Genomic DNA, 21,065 nt, shown 5'->3' with positions numbered 1-21,065 from the left:
CAGGCAGGAACCATACCAATGCATCGACATGCGAAATTTCAGGGATTGGGCTGGGCTATAAAGCGGAAGTGTTCCGTTTCGGAACAGATGCGCGGGCAGCGGTTGTTCAGAAACGCCGCAGATTCGGCCGACGCTGATGCAGATCAACGATGCGGGCCCGCGCGGGGTCACGGCGGGCGTTGGGCGGACTGGCAAACGGAGTATTCTGTCGACACGCATCAAAGCGTCCGGCACGAGCCGGGCGCATTCAGGAGGAGACAATGCGCGAAGACGTTCATCCGGTCAGCCCGGCGGCGGCTAACCGCTCCAAAGCTTGGCCTGCCCCGGCGATCCAGAAAGCGCACGAACGCTCCGAGACGTTCGGCCTGCGCGCATCGTTCCGGCCGGATTACGACATCCTGTCCGACACGGGACTCGCGCTGAAGCGCGAGCAAAACCAGGTGCTGTGCGCGCATGCGATGCCGGTCATGGAGACGCTGCGCGAGCAGATCGTCAATACGCAAAGCATGATCGTGTTGACCAACGCCGAAGGGTTGATCCTGCATTCGATCGGCGACGACGACTTTTTGCATCGCGCGGAAAAAGTGGCGCTGCGGCCCGGCGCGAACTGGGCCGAGGATCGTCAGGGGACCAACGCGATCGGTACCTCGCTCGCCGAGGGGTGTGCGATGGTCGTTCATGGCGATCAGCACTATCTGGCGGCGAACCGCTTCCTGACCTGTTCGAGTGTGCCGATTCTCGATCCGTATGGCGATCTGATCGGCGTGCTCGACGTGACCGGCGACCACCGCAGCTATCACCAGCACACGATGGCGCTCGCGAAGATGTCGGTGCAGATGATCGAAAACCATCTGTTCTCGACTGCGTTTCGCGACGTACTGCAAGTGTCTTTTCACGGACGTCCCGAGTTTCTCGGCACGCTGATGGAAGGGATCATCGCGTTTACCGACGATGGTCGCTTTCTGTCCGCGAATCGGAGTGCGCAATTTCAGTTGGGCTTGTCGCTAGCTGCGTTGCGCGCGCATACGCTGTCGTCGCTGTTTCAGATCTCGTATTCGCAACTGATCGACCGTTTGACGCATGGCGTTGCGCCGCATCTGATGCTGAATCTGCACAACGGTGCGGTGGTTTGCGCACGTGGGCAGTTCAGGCGGGCGTCGTTTGGGCTGGAGCGCGGGGCCGTTGACGTGCAGGGTGCAGCCGCACCGCGACCGGTGTGTGCGAATGCGCGTCAACCGGCTGCGGGACTATCGCGGCTCAGCGATCTCGATACAGGTGATGCTCGTGTGTCCGCACTGATTGCGAAGGTTCGCAAGGTGCTCGGCAAGGATATTCCGATTCTGATCACCGGCGAGACCGGTACCGGCAAGGAGTTGCTCGCGCAGGCGATTCACAACGATTCGCCGCGACGTGATGGGCCGTTTATTGCGGTCAACTGCGCTTCGATTCCAGAGTCGCTGATCGAATCCGAGCTGTTCGGGTATGAAGAGGGGGCGTTTACCGGCGCGCGGCGTAAAGGGGCGATCGGCAGGCTGATGCAAGCGAATGGAGGTACGCTGTTTCTCGATGAGATTGGGGATATGCCGTATTCGTTGCAGGTGCGGTTGCTGCGTGTTTTGCAGGAGCGGATGGTGACGCCGCTTGGGGCGACGCGGTCGGTTCCTGTCGATGTCTCCGTTATTTGCGCGACACACCGCAACTTGCGCGAGATGATTGCGCAGAATCAGTTTCGTGAGGATCTCTACTATCGGATCAACGGGCTTGCGGTTCGGTTGCCGGCGTTGCGTGAGCGGAGCGATCTGGCGGTCGTCGTTCAAAAGATGCTGCAGTGGGAATCAGTGGAAAGCCGCGGGCGACAGGCGCTTAGTGTTGCGGCTGATGTGATGGCGGCGTTCGGGCGGCATGCGTGGCCGGGTAACTGCCGGCAACTGGCTAATCTGCTGCGGACTGCGGCGGCGATGGTGGAAGAGGATGGGGTGATCCGGTGGGAGCATTTGCCGGATGATTTTTTGGAGGATGTTCGTGGTGCGGGTTGTGGCGACGACGACGCAGGTCAAGGTGACTCTGCCGTATCGGCCGTCGCCGACGTTGCGAATGCGGACGCGCTTGCCACAGGCGAAGCGTCCGTACGCGACGGCGCGCGGCTGCAGGATGTCGCCGCATCAGTCGTCGCGATGACGCTGGCGCGGTATGGCGGCAACGTTTCGGCGGCGGCGCGTGCGCTTGGCGTGTCGCGGAACACCATTTACCGGAGGATGCCAGCGGCGCAGTCGCAGTCGGGACGGAGCGCGGAAAAGGATTGACGCGGAAGTTTTCGCGGGCCCAATCGATCATGGCCGGGAGACCGGCCATTGTTTTTTCTATAAGTCGATCTGGATGCCAGCGTGTCCCCGGCGAACTACAACTGCTTACATATCTCACAATCGCCGGGTCCACCGACTCGATGGCATCGGCGTTCTTGCAGGCACATACCACGGAGCCAGCAATGACTACCAACCTGCCTTCCGATTCATCCGCGCGCAGCCGCATTCATCCTCTGGTCGCCGGAGCTGCCGTTGCTGTGATTCTCGCCAGCGGCACCGGCATTGCCGCCATGACCGGTCTGCTTCCGACATCCCGAGCGCTAACACCGCCGCCGTCGCAAACTGCATCGGTTGCGGTGAAGCCGGCCAGCACGCCGCTCGACTCGGCTAAACCGTATGCGGAGCAACAAGGCACGCGGACCAACACGGTGAGCGAATCCCATGTTCATCCCCACCACAGCGGTGCGTCGTCGCCCGCGCCCAGATACGCGCATGACGATAGTTACCGTGATGTCACGCAGCCGCCATCTCGACCCGTTGCCGTCGACCCTGATGCAGGTGAAGTCGTCGCGGTCAACGCGGTCCAAACGCAGGAGCCGACCACCGGACTCGGTGCGGTAGGCGGTGCGGTGGCGGGCGGGCTGCTGGGCAATCAGGTTGGTCAAGGTCGCGGCCGTGTTCTGGCGACGATAGCGGGTGCGGTGGGCGGCGGCCTTGCCGGTAACGGCATCGAACATGCGGTACGCAAAGCTGCCACCTACCAGGTGCAAGTCAGGATGCAGGATGGCAGTTATCGAAACTTCAACTACGACAATCAGCCTGCCGTTCAGGTTGGTGAGCGGGTGCATGTCTATGGCGATTCTCTGAGTGCTTCGTAAGCACGCAGAGAACTGGAGGGCACGAGGCCTTACAAACGGTTACCAGACTGACACTTCACGTTTATTTGCCAACCAGAGCTACACATACAATCGATATCGCTAAATCGCATCAACAACCGATGCCAGCGAACAGGGAGAGAAACATGAAGCGCAGCTTCATTTTGTGGATTGCAGGCGTTTGCGCTGCGTGCGCTTCCAGCGCTGCGCTGGCTCATGTCGACCTTGGTGTTTATCTTGGCGCGCCGGGGCCGGTTTATGTCGCGCCGCCTCCGGTGGTCTACGAGGCGCCACCCGTGACGTACGTGCCTGCTCCGGCCTATGGCTACGGTTACGGCTATGGGTACCAGTACAACGACGACCGTGACAGGCACTGGCGCCATGACCATGGCTGGCACAGGGGCTGGGAGCACCGTCATCACGGGGACGATGACGACTGATCTGGCAGGCCGTTCGATGGTTGGAAGCTCGCGCCCATGGCAACAAAAAGCCCTGGCGCAGAAAGACCGCCAGGGCTTTGCTCATCTGCGAGTCTGTTTCATCTATTAACCATCCTCGCCGGCACACTAATAGCAAGCAAACCGCCGAGCACCATGAACGCCGCGAGCATATACATCCCTGAGTCATTAGCCGCGGTAACCTCTTTCAACCATCCCACAGCATAAGGACTAAGGAACCCCGCCAGGTTCCCAATGGAATTAATCATCGCGATCCCCGCGGCCGCCCCAGTCCCAGCAAGAATCGCCGTAGGCAAACTCCAGAACAACGGCAGGGTAGTGAGGATGCCCATCGTAGCCAGCGTCAATCCGGTCATAGCAAGCACGGTGTTATGCGTCCAAACGACGGAAAGCACGAGCCCCACGGCACCAAGAAACGCCGGCACCGCAATATGCCACCGCCGTTCCCTCGATCGGTCCGCACTCCGCGCAACGAACACCATCGCCACGACAGCCGCCGCAAACGGCACCGCCGACAGCAAGCCGATCAAAAACGCATCGGTAACGCCGGTCGATTTGATGATCGTCGGCAACCAGAAACTCACCCCATAAAGCCCCATCACAAACGAGAAGTAGGTGAGGCTGAACATCAACACCCGTCCGTTAGTGAGTACCTGCCGAATCGGCATATCGTGCTTGGTCGCTTCCTCGGCCGACACCTGACTCTCGAGCAACTGTTGCTCTTCCCGGGTAAGCCACCTGGCGCTCGAAATCCGATCGTCGAGCACCACGAACACGATGATCCCAACCAGCACCGAAGGTATCCCTTCGAGCAGAAACAGCCACTGCCACCCGTGCCACCCGTTCACGCCATTAAAGTTCTTCAGGATGTACCCAGACACCGGCCCGCCGATCACCCCAGACAGCGCAATCGCCGTCATAAACCAGGTCGTCATCCGCCCACGCCGATGCGCCGGATACCAGTAGGTGAGGTACAAAATAATCCCGGGAAAGAACCCCGCCTCGGCAAGCCCGAGCAAAAAGCGCATCACGTAAAACATCGTCGGCGTGGTGACGAACATCGTCAGCATCGATATCACGCCCCACGAAACCATGATCCGCGCGATCCAGACACGCGCGCCGACCTTATGCAGAATCACGTTGCTCGGCACTTCGAAGATGAAATAGCCGATAAAGAAAATCCCCGCGCCGAAGCCGTACACCGCATCGCTCAAGCCAAGATCCGTGCTCATCCCCAGCTTCGCGAAACCGACGTTCACACGGTCCAGATACGCAACGATGTAGCACAGCATCAACAGCGGCGCGAGCCGCCAGGTAACCTTGCGATAAGTCGCCTCTTCGAACGTCGAAGGCGGCGCGCCAGCGCCGGGATGGTGGAGCGGATCTGCAGGACTAGCCATGACTGTGTCTCCTCTTGTTATGGAATTGAAATGCCACCGCCGGTCGATTCTATCCGCGCCAGGCCATTTGCACGACGAATCGATATTGGGGGAAAACACTGACTGCGCACGCAGCGCGTGCGCAGCGTCAGACCCACCACTACACGCAGCGCCCGCCATCCACTTCGAGGCACACGCCGGTAATGAACTCCGCCTCATCCGAAGCCAGATACAGCGCCGCATTCGCAATATCCTGCGGCGTCGAAAACCGCCCGAGCGGTATCCCCGCGAGGAACTTCTGCCGATTCTGCGGCGTATCCTCGACCCCCATGAACTCGGACAGCAGCGCGGTCTCGCCGATTACCGGATTCACGCAGTTCACGCGAATCCGCTGCGGCCCGAGTTCGACGGCGAGCGACTTGCTGGCGACGATCACCGCGCCCTTGCTGCCGTTGTACCAGACGAGCCCCGGCCGCGGCCGCACGCCCGCCGTCGACGCGATATTGATGAAGCTGCCGCCGCCTTGCTCGCGGAAATATGGCACGAACTCCTGCACGCTCCAGTAGATGCTCTTTACGTTCACCGCATAGACGCGGTCGAACTCGGCCTCGGTCACTTCGAGCACCGGCTTGTTGCGATGCGTGGTGCCTGCGTTATTGACGACGATCTGCACGCTGCCGAAGTCTTCGAGCGCGGCTTCACGCAGCGTGCGCCAGTCGTCGCGATGCGCGACGTTGCCGGGCACCGCGATCGCTTTTCCGCCCGTAATCGCGATCTCACTCGCGACGCGTTCGGCGGCCGGCCCGTTGAGGTCGTTGACCACGACGTTCGCGCCTTCGCGCGCAAAGGTCTTCGCGATGCCTTCGCCGAAACCCGAACCGCCGCCCGTGACGATGGCCGTTTTACCTGTCAACCGCATGATGTCTCCGTTGTTTGTGATGGATAGAGCGATGCGTTGCTGCATTTAACGCGCTGGTCGCGAGCGAGCCCTGCCGGATTCGCTAGCCGTGGCGGATCGCGATCGTCTTCAGCACCGTAAAGCCATACAGCGCCTCGAAGCCTTTCTCTCGGCCATGCCCCGAATGCCTGACGCCGCCGAACGGCAACTCGACGCCGCCGCCCGCACCATAGTTGTTGATGAATACCTGGCCCGAGCGCACGCGTCGCGCGAGCCGCATCTGGCGCGCGCCATCGCGTGTCCAGATACCGGCGACGAGTCCGAACTGCGTGCCGTTCGCGAGCGCGAGCGCTTCGGCTTCGTCGCGGAACGACATCGCGGCGAGCACCGGGCCGAACACTTCGTCGCGCGCGAGGCGGTGGCTCGCGGGGACGTCGCGCAGCAAGGTCGGGGCTTGGTAGAAGCCGCTTTCAGGCGCTTCGGGAATCACTTCGCCGTGCGCGGCCATTGCGATGCCGTCGTGTTGCGCGTCCGACAGGAAATCCCATACGCGCTGCTGCTGTTTCGCGCTGATCAGCGGCCCGCAGTCGAGGTCGGCTTTCGACGGCCCGACGCGCAGTGCCTGAAAGGCGCTGCTGAGCCGATCGAGCAGCGGCTCGTAAATGGCCTGCTCGATCAGCACGCGACTGCCCGCCGAGCAGGTTTGCCCGGCGTTCTGCACGATCGCGGAAATCAGCACCGGCAGCGCGGCGTCGAGATCGGCGTCGGCAAAGACGATTTGCGGCGACTTGCCGCCGAGTTCGAGCGTGACGGGGACGTGGTTTTCGGCGGCCATCTGCGTGACGAGCTTGCCGGTTTCGGGCGAGCCCGTGAACGAGATGTGATCGATGCCCGGATGACGCGCGAGCGCGGCGCCCGCTTCGTGTCCGTAACCGGTGACGATGTTCAGCGCACCGGCCGGCAGGCCGGCTTCGGCGGCGAGCTCTGCGACACGCAGTACGGAAAGGCACGCGTCCTCGGCCGGTTTGACCACGCACGCATTGCCGGTCGCCAGTGCCGCGCCGACGCTTCGCCCGAAGATCTGCATCGGGTAATTCCACGGCACGATGTGGCCGGTCACGCCGTGCGGCTCGCGAATCGTCAGCACCGTGTAGCCGGATTGGTAGGGCAGGGTCTCGCCGTGCAGCTTGTCGGCCGCGCCGGCGTAGAACTCGAAGTAGCGGGTGAGGGCAGCGGCGTCGGCGCGCGCCTGCTTGAGCGGCTTGCCGGTGTCGCGCGCTTCGAGCTGTGCGAGGTCTTCCTGGCGCGCGGCCACCAGCAGCGACAGCCGGTACAGCACGCGGCCGCGCTCGGCGGCGGCGAGCGCGCCCCAGGCTCCGTCGAACGCGCGGCGCGCCGCGTGCACCGCGGTGTCGATATCGGCCTCGGTGCCGCGCGCGATGCGCGTGAACGGCTGGCCGTCCGATGGATCGAGTACGGCGATCGATTCGCCGCCGGAAGCGGCGCACCACTCGCCGCCGATGAAATGCCGTGCTTCTTCCATGCATGCTCCTTGATGACGTGCGGCCGGGGTGCGGCGGCGCGGGTTCGAAGGGGAGACACAAAACGGTAGAGACGCGAAGCGAGACTCGCCAGACGATTATCGCGCCGATCCGACCGCGGATGCCACCTGCCGATTGGCTATAATGGCGCATTCCGTACGGTCCGGTGCGCGGCCCCGTCGTTCGGGGCGAGAGGGCTTCAGGGCCTGGCGTTCGCGGTTCGCACGCAGTTCGCACCGCATCCGCAGCCCGCGCGCCGTTTCCGCCTTCCGGTTTCCATTCCCTTCAGAGAGCGCTCATGAGCTTCAATCACGTTCCCGCAGGCAAAGACCTTCCGCACGATTTCAACGTCATCATCGAAATCCCGGCGCAAAGCGACCCGGTGAAGTACGAAGCCGACAAGGAGCTGGGCCTGCTCGTCGTCGACCGTTTCATCGGCACCGGCATGCGCTATCCGGCCAACTACGGCTTCATTCCGCAGACGCTGTCGGGCGACGGCGATCCGGTCGATGTGCTGGTGATCACGCCGTTCCCGCTGCTGGCAGGCTCGGTCGTGCGTGCCCGCGCGCTCGGCATGCTGCAGATGACCGATGAATCGGGCGTCGACGCGAAGCTGATCGCCGTGCCGCACGACAAGATCTGCCCGATGACGGCGAACCTGAAGTCGGTCGACGATGTGCCTGCTTACCTGAAGGACCAGATCAAGCACTTCTTCGAGCAATACAAGGCGCTCGAGAAGGGCAAGTGGGTCAAGGTCGAAGGCTGGGCCGACGTCGATGCCGCCCACAAGGAAATCAGCGAAGGCGTGGCGAACTACAAGAAGTAAGCGCACCACGGTTCATCCGCTCGCTGCATGCAGTACGAAAACCGCGCCAGTCCGCAAGGACCGCGCGGTTTTTTTATGCGCTTTGCGGCGCGCATAACCTGAACGCATCGCTTCGATGAACGGAACGCATTTTTATATTTAGGTGTAAACCCTTATCATTCGCCGCACGAGCTCGCGCGCGAACTCACGGCATCCACGCGCGTTTCCATCACTTCAACGAGCACTATCCGGATGATGAACCGCAGCAAGTCCCACTCGACATCGCCGCGCTGGTCGACCCGGCTGAATTCGGTCGTCAGCGCGATCTATCGCAAGCGGCCGGTCTGGATGGTGTCGTTCGCGGCGAGCGAGGCGAATCTGTCGGAGGGCTTGAGGGCCGCGTGCGCATCGACGGCGATGCTCGCGCTCGGCAACGTGCTGCACGATCCGGTGTTCGCGTGGGCCGCAATTGGCGCGTTCTGGACCTGCCTCGCCGATGCGGCCGGCTCGAACCGCGCGCGCTTCATGTCGATGATGGGCTTCGCGCTGCTGTCGACGTTGTGCGGCGGCATCGCCGCGTTCGCCTCCGCGTCGGGCACCGCGTGGGCCGCGCTCGCGGTGCTCGCGTTCACGACGCTCGGCGCGTTCGGCCGCATCTGGGGCGCGGCCACGTCGCAGGTGACGATCCTCGCGGCGACCGCTTGCGTCGTGATGGTCGATCGGCCGATGCATGACGCGCGAGCCGGTGTCGAGTTTCTCGGCGTCTATCTGCTCGGCTGTCTGTTCGCGATCGTGCTGAGCCTGACCGTGTGGCGCATCCATCCGTTCGGCGCGAGCCGCGCGTCGCTGCGCACGGTGTATCTGCGCCTCGCCGATATCGCGTTCGATAGCGTGCGGCTCGTCGGCGGACGAGCCGCGCCGCGCGAATGGGCCACGCATGCCGCGCGCTTTCGCGCCGATGCGCGCGCGTCGCTCGAACGCTCGCGCGATGCGCTCGCGAACGTGCCTGCATCGAAAGCGGGCGGCGCGGCCGTCTATGACACGCTGCTCGGCTTGCTGACCGATGGCGAAGCGTTGTTCGCTTATCTGATCGCGGTGTCGGGCGCGGGCGAGAAAGTGCCCGACGATCCGCGCCGCACGCAACGCGCGGTGCGCCTGCTCAATGCGATCGGCGAAGTGCTGAGCGACATCGGCAGCGCGACCGGCGACGCGCGCTGGGAACGTCTGGCGGAGCCGCAGGCGCGTCTGCGGCGTTTCGCGCATCGGCTCGAAAGCGCGCTGCTCGAACCGGTGAAGCTGCAATCCGGTTTCGAGCTCGTCGATTTCGCGCCGCGTGAGGTGCATGCCGAGCCGTGGAGCGCATGCGTCGCGCGTTATACGGCGCGCGCATGGTCGACGCTGAAGGCGAACCTGTCGTGGCAGTCGGTCGGCTTGCGCCACGCTGCGCGTGTCGGCGTGACGACGACCGCGGGCTTCGTCGTGATTCGGGCGCTCGGTCTGCCGTTCGGCTATTGGGCGACGATGGCCACTCTTCTGATCCTGCAGCCGTCGATCGCCGCGACCTGGCCCCGCAGCATCGAACGCGCGGCGGGCAGTATCGTCGGCGGCGTGCTCGCGGCGGCGATCGGCTACGCGATTCATTCGCCGCTCGGCATCTCGCTTGTGGTGTTCCCGCTCGTGATGGCGACGATGGCGCTGCGCCCCGTCAGCTACAGCCTGTTCGTGCTGTTCCTGACGCCGACCTTCGTGCTCGTCGCCGACTTCGCGACGCCGGGCGCCAACGAACTGTCGTTCGCGCTGACGCGGCTCGGCAACAACGTGCTCGGCTGCGTGCTCGCGCTGCTCGCGACCTTCCTTCTGTGGCCGACGCGCGAGAAGCTCGACCTGCGCGTCTATCTCGGCGACGCGGTGCGCGCGAATCTCGCGTATCTGCGCGCGTCGCTCGAAGCGCCGCGGCACAGCGGCAAGGAGATCGAGCAATTGCGCCGCGCCGCGGGCCTCACCAGCAACAACGCGGAAGAAGCGATCGGCCGCGTGCGGCTAGAAAAGCTCGAGGACTCGATGGCCGATACGGTGACGCTGACCGTGCTGAGTCTGCTGCGGCGGATGGCCGGCACCGCGACGCAGTTGCGCCTTACCGCGAACCGTCGCGACATGCATAGCGAACTCGACGAATGGGTCGTGGCGATGAGCGCGGCGATCGAGGCCGCGTTGAACCGCACGTTACGGCCGGTGCGGCTCGAGTTGCCCGCGCGCGAGCGGTTGACGTCGCTGGAAGCGGATGTGGTGGGAGAACTCGCGCGCGTGCATCGGCTGCTGACGGAGAGGATGCGCGAGGCGAGGGGGTAGCGCGACTCAGCCGTCGGAGCTCGCGCCGTCGTCAGCGGCGTCGTTCACTGCCACCGCCGGCAACACCGACTGCAGCGTGAACACCCCGGCCGCCAGCGCCCGCTTATCGGCGGCCGTGAGCCGCTTGACCCAATACTCGGCGCTCGACGCGCTCGAGCGGTCCGCCAGCTCGAACGACGCCAGCACCCGCACCGGCTTGCGCGAGCGCGTATAACGCGCGCCCGTGCCGCTCGCGTGTTTGTCGAAGCGGGCGGCGACATCGGTCGCGATGCCGGTATAGACGCTGCCGTCCGAGCATTCGAGCAGATAGAGAAACCACGCCATAACCGCGCTTCTAGCCTTTGAACGGATTGTGTTCGCGCAGCTCGTCCACGTATGCGTGAATGCTGTTCTTTTCGTTGTCGAGGAAATGGCCGACCGCATCGGCGAACGCCGGATGCGCGAGCCAATGCGTGGAGCGCGTGACCGTCGGCAGAAAGCCGCGCGCCATCTTGTGCTCGCCCTGCGCGCCGCCCTCGAATGCGCCGAGCTTTTCTTCGATGCAGAATTCGAGCGGCTGATAGTACGCGGTTTCGAAGTGCAAGCACGGCACGTGTTCGAGCGCGCCCCAGTAGCGGCCATACAACGTGCCGCCGGTTTTGTCGTCGCGCTGATAGACGACGAGCGAGCTCGCGATCGGCTTGCCTTCATATTCGGCGATCACCAGCAGCAGATTCTCCGGCATCGACGCGCCGATCATCCGAAAGAAATCGAGGTTCAGATACGGACTCGAAAAATGCTCGCGATAGGTTTGCCGATAGCACTTGCTGAAGAAGCGCCAGTCGGCATCCTTGATGTCTTCGCCGCGGATGCGCCGCATCGTGATGCCGGCCTCGTGCACCTTGCGACGTTCGGCGCGAATGTTCTTGCGCTTCTTCTGTTCGAGCGTCGACAGGAAGTCGTCGAAGTCGCGGTAGCCGTCGTTGAGCCAGTGAAACTGCACGCCTTCGCGTTGCATCATGCCGATATCGGTGAGCGCGTCGGCTTCGCTCTGCGTCGGAAACAGCACATGCAGCGACGACACCTCGGCCTGCTCGGCGAACGCCATCAACGTGGCCGCGAGGTGGCGCAACGCGTGCTCGTTCGCCGATAGCAGGCGGTTGCCCTGCACCGGCGTGAACGGCACCGCGCATAGCAGCTTCGGGTAGTAGGGCAGGCCGTTGCGCTTGTACGCGTCGGCCCAGGCCCAGTCGAACACGTACTCGCCGTACGAGTGACCCTTCAGATAGACGGGGGCCGCCGCCGCGAGCTTGCCCGTGCGTGCGTCGGTCAGTGTGACGAATTGCGGCGCCCAACCCGTGTCGGGAACCGCGCATTGCGTCGCGTTCAGCGCGCTCAGAAACTCGTGCCGCAAAAACGGCGTGGGCTGCGGCTGCGCGGCAAGGAGGGCGTTCCACTCGGCGGCGTCCACCTCAGAGGGCGATGCCAGAATGCCCGTGCGATAATCGATACGTTGCTGGTTCAATCTGAGTGACTGTTTGCAATGACCGGCGCGGCGCGATGAAGCTGAAGCTGCCACGTCGTTCGTTGAGTTCGTTTATCCGGTTTGTTCAATTCCGTCGAGCCATCGAGCCGCGGTACCGCGAGCCGTGAAGGCTTGCCTGTCGATCCTGCCATGAAGACCCGAATCGCTCTTGCTCAAATCAATATCACCGTCGGCGACTTCGCCGGCAACGTCGCGAAGATCGTCGCCGCCGCGCGCGCCGCGCACAGGGATGGTGCGAAGCTGCTGGTCGCGCCTGAACTCGCGTTGTCGGGTTATCCGCCCGAAGACCTGCTGCTGCGCCCCGCGTTCTATACCGCGAGCGCGGCCGCGTTGGCCGATCTCGCCGCGCAGTTGAAGCCGTTCACCGGTCTGCATGTGATCGTCGGTCATCCGCTGCGCGACGGGTCGGACAACCTCGCGCACAAGCTCGTGCACAACGCGGCGAACGGCCATGTTAATGCAAACGCGCCGATCGAGCGCGGCGTGCCGCCGGTCGATACCTTCAACGCGGCGTCGCTGATCGTCGACGGCGAAGTGAAGGGCACCTATCGCAAGCAGGATCTGCCGAACACCGAGGTGTTCGACGAGAAGCGCTACTTCGCCGCGGACCCGCAGCCGTTCGTGTTCGAACTCGATGGGATCAAGTACGGCGTCGTGATCTGCGAGGACGCATGGCATGCGTCGGCCGCGCAGATGGCGAAGGCCGCGGGCGCGCAGGTGCTGCTGATTCCGAACGGCTCGCCGTATCACCTGAACAAGGAAGCGGTGCGCTTCGACATCTTGCGCGCGCGCATTCGCGAGACCGGCATTCCGATGGTCTACGTGAATATGGTCGGCGGGCAGGACGAACTCGTGTTCGACGGTGGTTCGTTCGTGCTCGACGCGCAGGGCGCACTCGTCGCGAAGCTGGCGCAGTTCGAGGAAGCCACGGCGATCGTCGAGTTCGAGGACGGCAAGCCGCTGCCGGCCGCGATCGCGCCGGAGCAGTCGATCGAAGCGCAAGTGTACGCGGCGCTCGTGATGGGCGTGCGCGACTACATCGGCAAGAACGGTTTTCCGGGCGCGCTGATCGGTTTGTCGGGCGGCGTCGATTCGGCGCTCGTGCTGGCCGTTGCGTGCGACGCGCTCGGCGCCGACAAGGTGCGCGCGGTGATGATGCCGTCGCGCTACACGGCCGACATTTCCACGACCGACGCCGCCGAGATGGCGCGCCGCGTCGGCGTGCGTTACGACGAGATCGCGATCGCGCCGATGTTCGATGCGTTTCGCGTGTCGCTCGCCGAAGAGTTCGCGGGCCGCGCCGAAGACGCGACCGAAGAGAACATTCAGGCGCGCATTCGCGGCACGCTGCTGATGGCGCTGTCGAACAAATTCGGCTCGATCGTGCTGACCACCGGCAACAAGAGCGAGATGGCGGTCGGCTACTGCACCCTGTACGGCGACATGGCCGGCGGCTTCGCGGTGATCAAGGACATCGCGAAGACGCTCGTGTACCGGCTGTGCCGCTATCGCAACGCGGCCACGACGTTTGCAAAGCGCGACGTGATTCCCGAGCGGATCCTGACGCGTGCGCCGTCCGCCGAGCTGCGCGAGAACCAGACCGACCAGGACAGCCTGCCCGAATATGAAGTACTCGACGCGATCATGCGCATGTACATGGAGGAGGACCGTTCGCTCGCGGAAATCATCGCGGCGGGCTATCGGGTCGACGATGTGAAACGGGTCACGCGCCTGATCAAGATCAACGAGTACAAGCGCCGTCAGGCGCCGATCGGCATCCGCGTCACGCATCGCGCGTTCGGCCGCGACTGGCGCTATCCGATCACGTCGCGCTACACCGAACCGGTGGAGTGAAAGACGGCACCGCGCGCGGATGCCGCAATGCATCCGGCGCGGCGTAGAATAAAAATCATCTTTTCCCTTTTCACTCTTCCCATCAAGAGACGAGGTCGCCATGAAGCGCATCACCGCAGTCATCAAACCGTTCAAACTCGACGAAGTGCGCGAGGCGCTCGCGGAAGTCGGCCTCACCGGCCTGACCGTTACCGAGGTCAAGGGGTTCGGCCGCCAGAAAGGGCATACCGAGCTGTACCGTGGTGCGGAGTACGTGGTCGACTTTCTGCCGAAAGTGAAGATCGAAGTCGTGGTCGCGGACAGCCAGTGCGATCAGGTCATCGACGCGATCATCGGCGCGGCGCGCACCGGCAAGATCGGCGACGGCAAGATCTTCGTCGCGGATGTCGAGCGCGTGATCCGCATCCGTACCGGCGAAGAGAACGAAGCGGCCGTCTAAAGCCGCGCAAGCACGCACCGGCCCGGTGCGCGCAAGAACTCAAATTCGGCCGCCGAAGAAAAAACGGTGCAATACCCTTGCGGATATTGCACCGATACGCGCCTCTCGCAGCAGCGTGAAAAAGATTCTCTTGAAGAAACCTGTGTTACACCCCGAGGTGTGACCCTCGGGGCGCACCGTTCGATTAGAACGAGTGCTGGATGCCTGCGTACACGCCGCTTTGCTGGCGGCCTTGCAGCGGGTTGTCCGTTGCAGCGGCGAAGCCCGCATTGTTCGCGTTCAGACCGAAGTTAGCATTGCGGCTGTTGCGCACCGTTGCTGCCTGCAGGTCGAGCAGCGTGCGCTTCGACAAGTTGTACGAACCGCCGACCGTGTAAATCGTCGCATTGCCCGCGCCGTTGTTGCCGTTCACGTGATAGACCGCCGCGATCAGCGCTGCAGCCGGCGTTGCCTGCCACGTCACACCGCCCCATTCGTGATCCAGGGTCGTCGGCTGACCAGGAGCAACGTTCGTGGCACCTGCCGAGCGGACTGCCTGGTAAGCGGCCTGAATCTTGAACTGGCCGAGGAACACGTTCACCAGAGCTGAGTACTCGCGCGATGCCGCGAATACGCCGTTGCTCGTGTTAGCCGTATTGATGCCGTTGTTGGCGACCGGGCCACCCCACAAACCGCCGGTCGTCGGGTTGCGAATTTCGTCGTACAGACCGCGGATCTGGAACAGCGAGGTCGTGTAGGTGACCTGCGCGCCAGCTTCGCGACCTTGCGGCGTCGTGCCGTTACCGTTCCAGCTCGTCGCGTTCGACAGCGCGTATTGACCGTAGAAGTCAAAGCCCGCGATCTTCGGCGACTGGTACGCGAAGTTGTTGCTCGACTGCGGCCAGTTGCGGCCACGCACGAGCGATGCCGACGACCAGTTGGACTGACCGAACGGGTCGAAGTCCCACACGCCGTTCGAGATGAAGAGCATGCGGCCCATCGTGAACGTACCGAACTGGTCGTTCGAAATGCCGACCGTTGCCCAGCGATTGAAGAGACCACCGCCGCCAGGACCCGCGCCCGTCATCGTGTTGAACGAGCCTTCCAACTGGAACAGAATCTTGTTGCCAGCGCCGATGTCCTCGACACCCTTCATGCCCCACAGGCTGGTGCCCCAGTCGCCGCTTTCCGCCTTGAAGCGGTTCGAGCTGGTGTTGGCCGCGCCGTTGGCGTTAGCGCCGGTCGGGACGCCCGACATGTACTCGAGACCTGCATCCAAACGGCCATACAGCGTGACGCTGCTCTGAGCGTGTGCAACAACGCCGGCCGACATCAGCGCAGCGACGAGCAAAGCTTTCTTCATCTTCTCCTCCATACCCTGTCAAAAAAAGAAACCCAGTACTGCGAGTGGTGTTCGGACGCGATCAGCGCCGAACAGAAAGCGGTACCAGGGGAGAGTGGCGGGTGGATAGGGGTGCTCCTGCCATGACATGTAGCGTCGAGCTATCTTTGCGTCATGCCGATCCCACGCCGACCGGTTCTCCTCTGTGTTTTGAAGTGAAACTACTTTTAATCAACTTTGTTTTGCTACTTTGGTTACCAATTTATCAAAAATAACTTTAACTGGGAGAAGAAATTAGTACCGTCCACAGGCGGTGTCGCCAAATTGCAATACGAATGTGCGGGCGGAACCCGGAGGCACCCCTCGGAAAATGGCGCAGAGCCTTGTCCGGCAAGGGAAGCGCAGCTCGGAAGGGGACGCATTAAGGATTGTCACTATTGACGAGTCAAAAGTGGCAGGTTAGCGCGAAAACCAGGCCGGAATAGCCCGTTTTGTGGGATTTTCGGCGTCTTTTCGTCGTTCGAATGGCCGGGGGAGGGACGCAGTAAAAATGAAAAAAGGCGCTCGTAAGCGCCTTGTAAAACTACATTGACTACATTTTCGATTGTTATTCGCATCGTAAGTCGCGGGCAATTTTTATTACTTGAGACTGCCCGACAGGAATTGCTTCAGACGCTCGCTTTTCGTGTTTTTGAACACTTCGTCTGGATGGCCTTCTTCCTCGACGCGGCCCTGGTGCAGGAACATCACATGGTTCGACACGTTGCGCGCGAAGCCCATTTCGTGTGTGACGACGATCATCGTGCGGCCTTCCTCGGCGAGCTTCTGCATCACCTTCAGCACTTCGCCGACGAGCTCCGGGTCGAGCGCCGAGGTCGGTTCGTCGAACAGCATCACATCCGGTTGCATCGCCAGCGCCCGCGCAATCGCCACGCGCTGCTGCTGGCCGCCCGACAGATGCGACGGATACTGCTTCTCGAGACGCGGCGCGAGGCCGACCTTCTCCAGATATTCGCGCGCGCGGTCCTCGGCTTCCTTGCGCTTCAGACCGAGCACATGCACCGGCGCCTCGATGATGTTCTCGAGTACGTTCATGTGGGACCACAGGTTGAAGTGCTGGAACACCATCGAAAGCTTGGTGCGCACGCGCTGCAACTGTTTCGGGTCCGACACGCGCAGCGCGCCGTCTTTGGCGGTCTGCGTGCGCACTTCCTCGCCGTCGACGAAAATGCGCCCCGCGTTCGGCTGTTCGAGAAAGTTGATGCAGCGAAGCATCGTGCTCTTGCCGGAGCCGGACGAACCGATCACGCTGATCACGTCGCCGGCATTGGCTTTCAGCGACACGCCCTTGAGGACTTCGTTGTCGCCGTACTTTTTGTGAAGCTCGTCGACGAAGAGCTTCTGCTTCTTGGAGTTCATCAGGATCCTTAACGAGCTTGCTTGTCCAGGGACGCGCAGTTACTTGCCTTGCGGCCGCAGGTAAGCGAGCCAGCGACGCTCGGCGCGGCGGAACAGCCACACGAGCGCGAAAGAAATACACAGATACAGCAGCGCGGCGATGCCGAACGCGTTGAACGACTGATACGTTGCGGAGTTCACGTCGCGCGCGATCTTCAGGATGTCCGGCACCGTGGCCGTGAACGCGACCGTGGTCGCGTGCAACATCAGGATCACTTCGTTGCTGTAGTAGGGCAGTGCGCGGCGCAGCGCCGACGGCAGAATCACGCGCCGGTACAGCGTGAACGACGACATGCCGTACGCGCGCGCCGCTTCGATCTCGCCGTAAGGCGTCGCCTTGATCGCGCCCGCGAAGATTTCGGTCGTATACGCGCAGGTGTTCAGCGTGAACGCGAGCAGCGTGCAGTGCATGCCGTCGCGGAAGAACGCGTTGGTCAGCGCGTTGTTGCGGATGATCTCGAGGCTGTAGAGACCCGTGTAGCACAGCAGCAGTTGCACATAGAGCGGCGTGCCGCGGAAGATATAGGTATAGAGCCACACGAGGCCCGCGAGCCATTTCTTCTTCGACACGCGCGCGACCGCGAGCGGCACCGACAGGCAGAAGCCGAGGCCGATCGACACGACCAGCAGCCACAACGTGATTGCGACACCGGTGAAGCGATAGCCATCGGTGAAAAGATAGTTGCGCCAATATTGCTGAATGATCTCGATCATAGATCCGCCTTTCGCACGCCGGTCGAGTAACGCTTTTCGAGGTACATCAGCACGAAGTTCGACACTGTGGTGATGACGAGATAGATCGCCCCCGCGAGCAGGGTGAAGAAGAAGAACCGCAGGGTGCCCTTGCCGGCGTCCTGCGAGGCCTTGACGACGTCGGCGAGACCGATGATCGACACCAGCGCGGTCGCCTTGACCATCACCTGCCAGTTATTGCCGATGCCCGGCAGCGCGAAGCGCATCATCTGCGGGAACATCACGCGCGAGAACACCTGCCAGCTCGTCATGCCGTAGGCCGCGCCCGCTTCGAGCTGGCCGCGCGGCACCGCGAGAAACGCGCCGCGGAACGTCTCGGTGAAGTACGCGCCGTAGATGAAGCCGAGCACCGCGACGCCGGCCACGAACGGGTCGATGTCGATCTGGTCCCAGCCCATCGCGTCGGTCAGGTTGTTAAGCCAGATCTGGATGCTATAGAACAGCAGCAGCATCAGCACGAGATCGGGCACGCCGCGCACGAGCGTCGTGTAGACGGTGCCGATGCCGTTCGACAGGCGGTTCTTCGACAATTTCGCCGCCGCGCCGAGCAGGCCGAGCACGAACGCGAGCGCGAGCGAGAACACCGCCAGCTTGACGGTTTGCCAGGTGCCGCTGAGGAGTAGCGGGCCGTAGCCTTGAAGGAACATAGGAAGTCCTCGACGATGCGTTTCTCGCGCACCGCGAAAGACGCGGCCCGCGATGCGCCGCGTCGGGGTCGAGCGCCTGGCTCGCCGTGATCCGCGGCGCACAGCGTGCCGCTGTGCAAATCATGCCGCAGAAACGTTGGGGGCTCCTGCAGCGCGCTTTTGGGACTTTCGTCTCGGATTGTTTTGAATCTACTGCCTGGTATTGCCACCTTCGGTTGTCACCTTCGGTGCCACTTGCACTGCCATCGCCACCGGCCCGAGCCGGCTTATCACTCAGTATCCTGCCTGTTTTGCTCAACGGCCAGGATAAATGTCGAAGTCGAAGTACTGCTTCTCGAGCTTTTTGAACGTGCCGTCCCGATGAACCTCGGCGAGCGCCTGATTGAACTTCGCCTTTAGCTCGGCATCGCCCTTGCGAAGACCGATCGCGGTGCCTTCGCCGATCGTCTTCGGGTCCTTCACTTCCGGACCGGCCCAACCGAAGCCGTTGCCGCGCGGTGTCTTCAGAAAGCCGGCGTCGGCCTGCACTTCGTCCTGCAGCGCGGCGTCGAGACGGCCCGATGCGAGATCCGCGTACACCTGGTCCTGATTCTGATACGGCACGACGACCACGCCCTTCGGTTCCCACCAGACCTTCGCGTACTGTTCCTGCGTCGAGCCCTGCTCGACGCCGACGCGCTTGCCTTTCAGCGATTCAGGGGTGGGCAGAAGCGGAGAACCGGTCTTCGCGATCATGCGGGCGGGCGCGTCGAACATCTTGTCGGAGAAGTCGATCTGCTCGCGGCGCTTGTCGGTGACGCTGAGCGAGGAGACGATCGCGTCGAACTTGCGAGCTTTCAGCGCCGGAATGAGGCCGTCCAGATCCTGCGCGACCCATACGCACTGCACGTTCATCTTCGCGCACAGCGCGCGGGCCAGGTCGGCATCGAACCCGACGATGTCGCCATTAGGCGCCTTCGATTCGAATGGCGGATAACTGGCGTCGACCCCGATGCGCACCGTTTTCCATTCTTTCGCCATCGCGCCGGTGGCCATGACTGCCAGAGCCACGCACAGTGCGAACTTCTTCATGTTTCTCCTGAACCAAACTGATCGTCGCGATGACTCGACCCGACGAGCGCCGGCCGAGGGCCGACGGTCGCTATTCTAGGCGGTCAAAATTGCCGTGCCGCAGGGATTGTCGCCGCGCGCTCGTCGTTCTTGCGCGGGCGGTTCGCCCGACGTGGTGCGCTGTTCCGGCGCGTTCGGTGCTTGCCGGACGTGCCTCGCGCGGGTGTGGCGCCGAGTCGGAGCCCGTCGCACACCGGTTGCGGCCGGCCCGGCGACGCTTACCGGCGCGGCCTGCACGTCCCGCTGGACGTCCACGCGGCTTGAAAAGCGCGGTATTTTACCCGAAGAGCGGCAAGCTGCCAGCGCGGGACGGCAGCGAGCGGCAAGACGCCACGCAGCGCGTTGTGCGGGCGCGACGCCGGCGCGGTTTTGCGGGCGCCGGGCAGCCGGACGCCCGCCTTTCCGCGCGGTCAGCTCGCCGACCGCGCCGTGCGTGTGATTGCATGCAGCGATGGAACGCTGCGGTGCGGTCGCGCACGATTGTTTAGTGGGCACGCAGCCCCTACATTCCTCGCATCGCTCTGATTGAGTACTTACCGGGAGACTTTCCATGATCGAGATTCGCCGCTCCGCAGAACGCGGTCACGCCAACCACGGCTGGCTCGACTCGTATCACAGCTTCTCGTTTGCCGATTACCGCGACCCCGAGCATGTGCACTTCGGACCGCTGCGCGTGATCAACGAAGACCGCATCGCCGGCGGCCAGGGTTTCGGCGCGCATGGGCATCGTGACATGGAGATCGTCACGTATGTGCTCGAGGGCGCGCTCGCGCATCGCGACAGCATGGGCAACGGCTCGACGATCCGTCCGGGCGACGTGCAGCGCATGAGTGCGGGCACCGGCGTGCAGCACAGCGAGTTCAACGCGTCGCGCGACGAACCCGCGCATCTGCTGCAGATCTGGATCATTCCGCGCCGCGCGGGCGATCAGCCCGGCTACGAGGAAAAGCGCTTCGACGCCGACAGCAAGCGCGGCCGCCTGCGCGTGATCGCGTCGCCCGACGGCCGCGACGGCTCGGTGACGATCCATGCGGACGCGTCGATCTACGCGGGACTGTTCGACGGCGCCGAACACGCAACGTTCGCGCTGCCGGCGGGGCGTCTCGCCTATCTGCACGTCGCGCGTGGCACGCTGAGCGTGAACGGCACGGTGCTCGAAGCGGGCGATGCCGCGAAGCTCAGTGATGTCGACACGGTGACGCTCGAAAAGGGCGCCGACGCGGAAGTGCTGCTGTTCGATCTCGGCCAGTTGAACGGCTGATCCGAACGGTTGATTCGCGCGGCCCGCGGACCGCGGACCGAGCCGCGAGCAGCGCCAAACGACAACGCCACGGAAAACCTCTTCCGTGG

At 63.2% G+C, this 21,065-nt stretch carries 18 protein-coding genes; 8 read left to right on the top strand and 10 right to left on the bottom strand.

Annotation, left to right across the window (positions count from 1 at the left end; genetic code table 11):
* The first annotated feature begins 260 nt into the window (after positions 1 to 260).
* The 3 genes from QFZ91_RS11140 to QFZ91_RS11130 all read left to right on the top strand — a co-directional run bounded on the left by QFZ91_RS11140 (position 261) and on the right by QFZ91_RS11130 (position 3,618).
* On the top strand, positions 261 to 2,303 hold the full coding sequence (locus QFZ91_RS11140) for a sigma-54-dependent Fis family transcriptional regulator (protein WP_429567263.1): 2,043 nt from the start codon (positions 261 to 263) through the stop codon (positions 2,301 to 2,303).
* A 182-nt stretch (positions 2,304 to 2,485) separates the two neighbouring features.
* Positions 2,486 to 3,181, top strand: coding sequence for a glycine zipper 2TM domain-containing protein (locus QFZ91_RS11135; protein WP_429567262.1), 696 nt, complete (start codon positions 2,486 to 2,488; stop codon positions 3,179 to 3,181).
* Between the two features lie 143 nt (positions 3,182 to 3,324).
* Entirely contained in the window at positions 3,325 to 3,618 is a 294-nt protein-coding gene (locus QFZ91_RS11130) for a hypothetical protein (RefSeq protein ID WP_176109260.1), read from the top strand.
* Positions 3,619 to 3,716: 98 nt separating this feature from the next.
* Here the strand turns inward: QFZ91_RS11130 and QFZ91_RS11125 are convergent, their stop codons facing one another.
* The 3 genes from QFZ91_RS11125 to QFZ91_RS11115 all read right to left on the bottom strand — a co-directional run bounded on the left by QFZ91_RS11125 (position 3,717) and on the right by QFZ91_RS11115 (position 7,456).
* Positions 3,717 to 5,036, bottom strand: a complete 1,320-nt coding sequence (locus QFZ91_RS11125; RefSeq protein ID WP_368613690.1) for an MFS transporter — start codon at positions 5,034 to 5,036, stop codon at positions 3,717 to 3,719.
* A gap of 139 nt (positions 5,037 to 5,175) precedes the next feature.
* Positions 5,176 to 5,934 (bottom strand): SDR family oxidoreductase, encoded by a 759-nt coding sequence (locus tag QFZ91_RS11120; protein ID WP_176121200.1) that lies wholly within the window; start codon positions 5,932 to 5,934, stop codon positions 5,176 to 5,178.
* Between the two features lie 82 nt (positions 5,935 to 6,016).
* Positions 6,017 to 7,456 carry an aldehyde dehydrogenase family protein gene (locus tag QFZ91_RS11115; protein ID WP_429567261.1) on the bottom strand — a complete coding sequence of 480 codons (1,440 nt, stop codon included), beginning with the start codon at positions 7,454 to 7,456 and terminating at the stop codon, positions 6,017 to 6,019.
* Positions 7,457 to 7,752: 296 nt separating this feature from the next.
* Between QFZ91_RS11115 and ppa the strand changes: the two genes are divergently transcribed.
* Together ppa and QFZ91_RS11105 are read left to right on the top strand one after the other, a co-directional pair.
* Positions 7,753 to 8,280 (top strand): inorganic diphosphatase, encoded by a 528-nt coding sequence (ppa, locus tag QFZ91_RS11110; protein ID WP_013088778.1) that lies wholly within the window; start codon positions 7,753 to 7,755, stop codon positions 8,278 to 8,280.
* 231 nt (positions 8,281 to 8,511) lie between these two features.
* Positions 8,512 to 10,608 (top strand): FUSC family protein, encoded by a 2,097-nt coding sequence (locus QFZ91_RS11105; protein WP_429567260.1) that lies wholly within the window; start codon positions 8,512 to 8,514, stop codon positions 10,606 to 10,608.
* A 6-nt stretch (positions 10,609 to 10,614) separates the two neighbouring features.
* On the opposite strand, the gene QFZ91_RS11100 is transcribed toward QFZ91_RS11105, so the two are convergent.
* The gene (locus tag QFZ91_RS11100; RefSeq protein ID WP_368718810.1) at positions 10,615 to 10,932 is read right to left on the bottom strand and encodes a GIY-YIG nuclease family protein; all 318 of its coding nucleotides are present in this window, start codon (positions 10,930 to 10,932) and stop codon (positions 10,615 to 10,617) included.
* A 10-nt stretch (positions 10,933 to 10,942) separates the two neighbouring features.
* The gene (locus QFZ91_RS11095) at positions 10,943 to 12,112 is read right to left on the bottom strand and encodes a GNAT family N-acetyltransferase (RefSeq protein WP_176109254.1); all 1,170 of its coding nucleotides are present in this window, start codon (positions 12,110 to 12,112) and stop codon (positions 10,943 to 10,945) included.
* A gap of 150 nt (positions 12,113 to 12,262) precedes the next feature.
* Between QFZ91_RS11095 and QFZ91_RS11090 the strand changes: the two genes are divergently transcribed.
* Both QFZ91_RS11090 and glnK read left to right on the top strand, forming a co-directional pair.
* Positions 12,263 to 13,987 carry an NAD+ synthase gene (locus QFZ91_RS11090; protein ID WP_429567259.1) on the top strand — a complete coding sequence of 575 codons (1,725 nt, stop codon included), beginning with the start codon at positions 12,263 to 12,265 and terminating at the stop codon, positions 13,985 to 13,987.
* Positions 13,988 to 14,087: 100 nt separating this feature from the next.
* On the top strand, positions 14,088 to 14,426 hold the full coding sequence (glnK, locus tag QFZ91_RS11085; RefSeq protein ID WP_013088783.1) for a P-II family nitrogen regulator: 339 nt from the start codon (positions 14,088 to 14,090) through the stop codon (positions 14,424 to 14,426).
* Between the two features lie 184 nt (positions 14,427 to 14,610).
* Here glnK and QFZ91_RS11080 read toward each other — a convergent pair whose 3' ends face one another.
* The 5 genes from QFZ91_RS11080 to QFZ91_RS11060 all read right to left on the bottom strand — a co-directional run bounded on the left by QFZ91_RS11080 (position 14,611) and on the right by QFZ91_RS11060 (position 19,676).
* Positions 14,611 to 15,768 carry a porin gene (locus QFZ91_RS11080; RefSeq protein ID WP_429567258.1) on the bottom strand — a complete coding sequence of 386 codons (1,158 nt, stop codon included), beginning with the start codon at positions 15,766 to 15,768 and terminating at the stop codon, positions 14,611 to 14,613.
* Positions 15,769 to 16,386: 618 nt separating this feature from the next.
* Positions 16,387 to 17,166, bottom strand: coding sequence for an ABC transporter ATP-binding protein (locus tag QFZ91_RS11075; RefSeq protein WP_429567257.1), 780 nt, complete (start codon positions 17,164 to 17,166; stop codon positions 16,387 to 16,389).
* 39 nt (positions 17,167 to 17,205) lie between these two features.
* A complete protein-coding gene (locus QFZ91_RS11070) occupies positions 17,206 to 17,919 on the bottom strand; it encodes an ABC transporter permease (RefSeq protein ID WP_176121206.1) in 714 nt (237 codons plus the stop codon).
* Complete coding sequence (locus QFZ91_RS11065) at positions 17,916 to 18,605, bottom strand: ABC transporter permease (protein ID WP_176109249.1); 690 nt, start codon at positions 18,603 to 18,605, stop codon at positions 17,916 to 17,918. Before QFZ91_RS11065 ends, QFZ91_RS11070 begins: the two co-directional genes overlap by 4 nt.
* 294 nt (positions 18,606 to 18,899) lie before the next feature.
* Positions 18,900 to 19,676: an ABC transporter substrate-binding protein gene (locus QFZ91_RS11060; RefSeq protein WP_429567256.1), complete on the bottom strand. Its 777-nt coding sequence runs from the start codon at positions 19,674 to 19,676 to the stop codon at positions 18,900 to 18,902.
* Between the two features lie 589 nt (positions 19,677 to 20,265).
* Between QFZ91_RS11060 and QFZ91_RS11055 the strand changes: the two genes are divergently transcribed.
* Positions 20,266 to 20,976, top strand: coding sequence for a pirin family protein (locus QFZ91_RS11055; protein WP_429567255.1), 711 nt, complete (start codon positions 20,266 to 20,268; stop codon positions 20,974 to 20,976).
* The last annotated feature ends 89 nt before the right edge of the window (positions 20,977 to 21,065 follow it).

It is taken from the genome of Paraburkholderia sp. JPY419 (assembly GCF_050435705.1).
Classification (GTDB): Bacteria; Pseudomonadota; Gammaproteobacteria; order Burkholderiales; family Burkholderiaceae; genus Paraburkholderia; species Paraburkholderia youngii.
Note: the sequence above shows the minus strand (reverse complement) of the source record. Positions and strands in the feature narration are given on the sequence as shown.

Coding starts and splice junctions, on each gene's coding strand:
- QFZ91_RS11130 (WP_176109260.1), top strand. CDS start 3,325: ATGAAGCGCAGCTTCATTTTGTGGATTGCAGGCGTTTGCGCTGCGTGC.
- QFZ91_RS11075 (WP_429567257.1), bottom strand. CDS start 17,166: ATGAACTCCAAGAAGCAGAAGCTCTTCGTCGACGAGCTTCACAAAAAG.
- QFZ91_RS11115 (WP_429567261.1), bottom strand. CDS start 7,456: ATGGAAGAAGCACGGCATTTCATCGGCGGCGAGTGGTGCGCCGCTTCC.
- QFZ91_RS11080 (WP_429567258.1), bottom strand. CDS start 15,768: ATGAAGAAAGCTTTGCTCGTCGCTGCGCTGATGTCGGCCGGCGTTGTT.
- QFZ91_RS11090 (WP_429567259.1), top strand. CDS start 12,263: ATGAAGACCCGAATCGCTCTTGCTCAAATCAATATCACCGTCGGCGAC.
- QFZ91_RS11060 (WP_429567256.1), bottom strand. CDS start 19,676: ATGAAGAAGTTCGCACTGTGCGTGGCTCTGGCAGTCATGGCCACCGGC.
- QFZ91_RS11135 (WP_429567262.1), top strand. CDS start 2,486: ATGACTACCAACCTGCCTTCCGATTCATCCGCGCGCAGCCGCATTCAT.
- QFZ91_RS11100 (WP_368718810.1), bottom strand. CDS start 10,932: ATGGCGTGGTTTCTCTATCTGCTCGAATGCTCGGACGGCAGCGTCTAT.
- QFZ91_RS11125 (WP_368613690.1), bottom strand. CDS start 5,036: ATGGCTAGTCCTGCAGATCCGCTCCACCATCCCGGCGCTGGCGCGCCG.
- QFZ91_RS11120 (WP_176121200.1), bottom strand. CDS start 5,934: ATGCGGTTGACAGGTAAAACGGCCATCGTCACGGGCGGCGGTTCGGGT.
- QFZ91_RS11105 (WP_429567260.1), top strand. CDS start 8,512: ATGATGAACCGCAGCAAGTCCCACTCGACATCGCCGCGCTGGTCGACC.
- QFZ91_RS11070 (WP_176121206.1), bottom strand. CDS start 17,919: ATGATCGAGATCATTCAGCAATATTGGCGCAACTATCTTTTCACCGAT.
- QFZ91_RS11065 (WP_176109249.1), bottom strand. CDS start 18,605: ATGTTCCTTCAAGGCTACGGCCCGCTACTCCTCAGCGGCACCTGGCAA.
- QFZ91_RS11055 (WP_429567255.1), top strand. CDS start 20,266: ATGATCGAGATTCGCCGCTCCGCAGAACGCGGTCACGCCAACCACGGC.
- ppa (WP_013088778.1), top strand. CDS start 7,753: ATGAGCTTCAATCACGTTCCCGCAGGCAAAGACCTTCCGCACGATTTC.
- glnK (WP_013088783.1), top strand. CDS start 14,088: ATGAAGCGCATCACCGCAGTCATCAAACCGTTCAAACTCGACGAAGTG.
- QFZ91_RS11140 (WP_429567263.1), top strand. CDS start 261: ATGCGCGAAGACGTTCATCCGGTCAGCCCGGCGGCGGCTAACCGCTCC.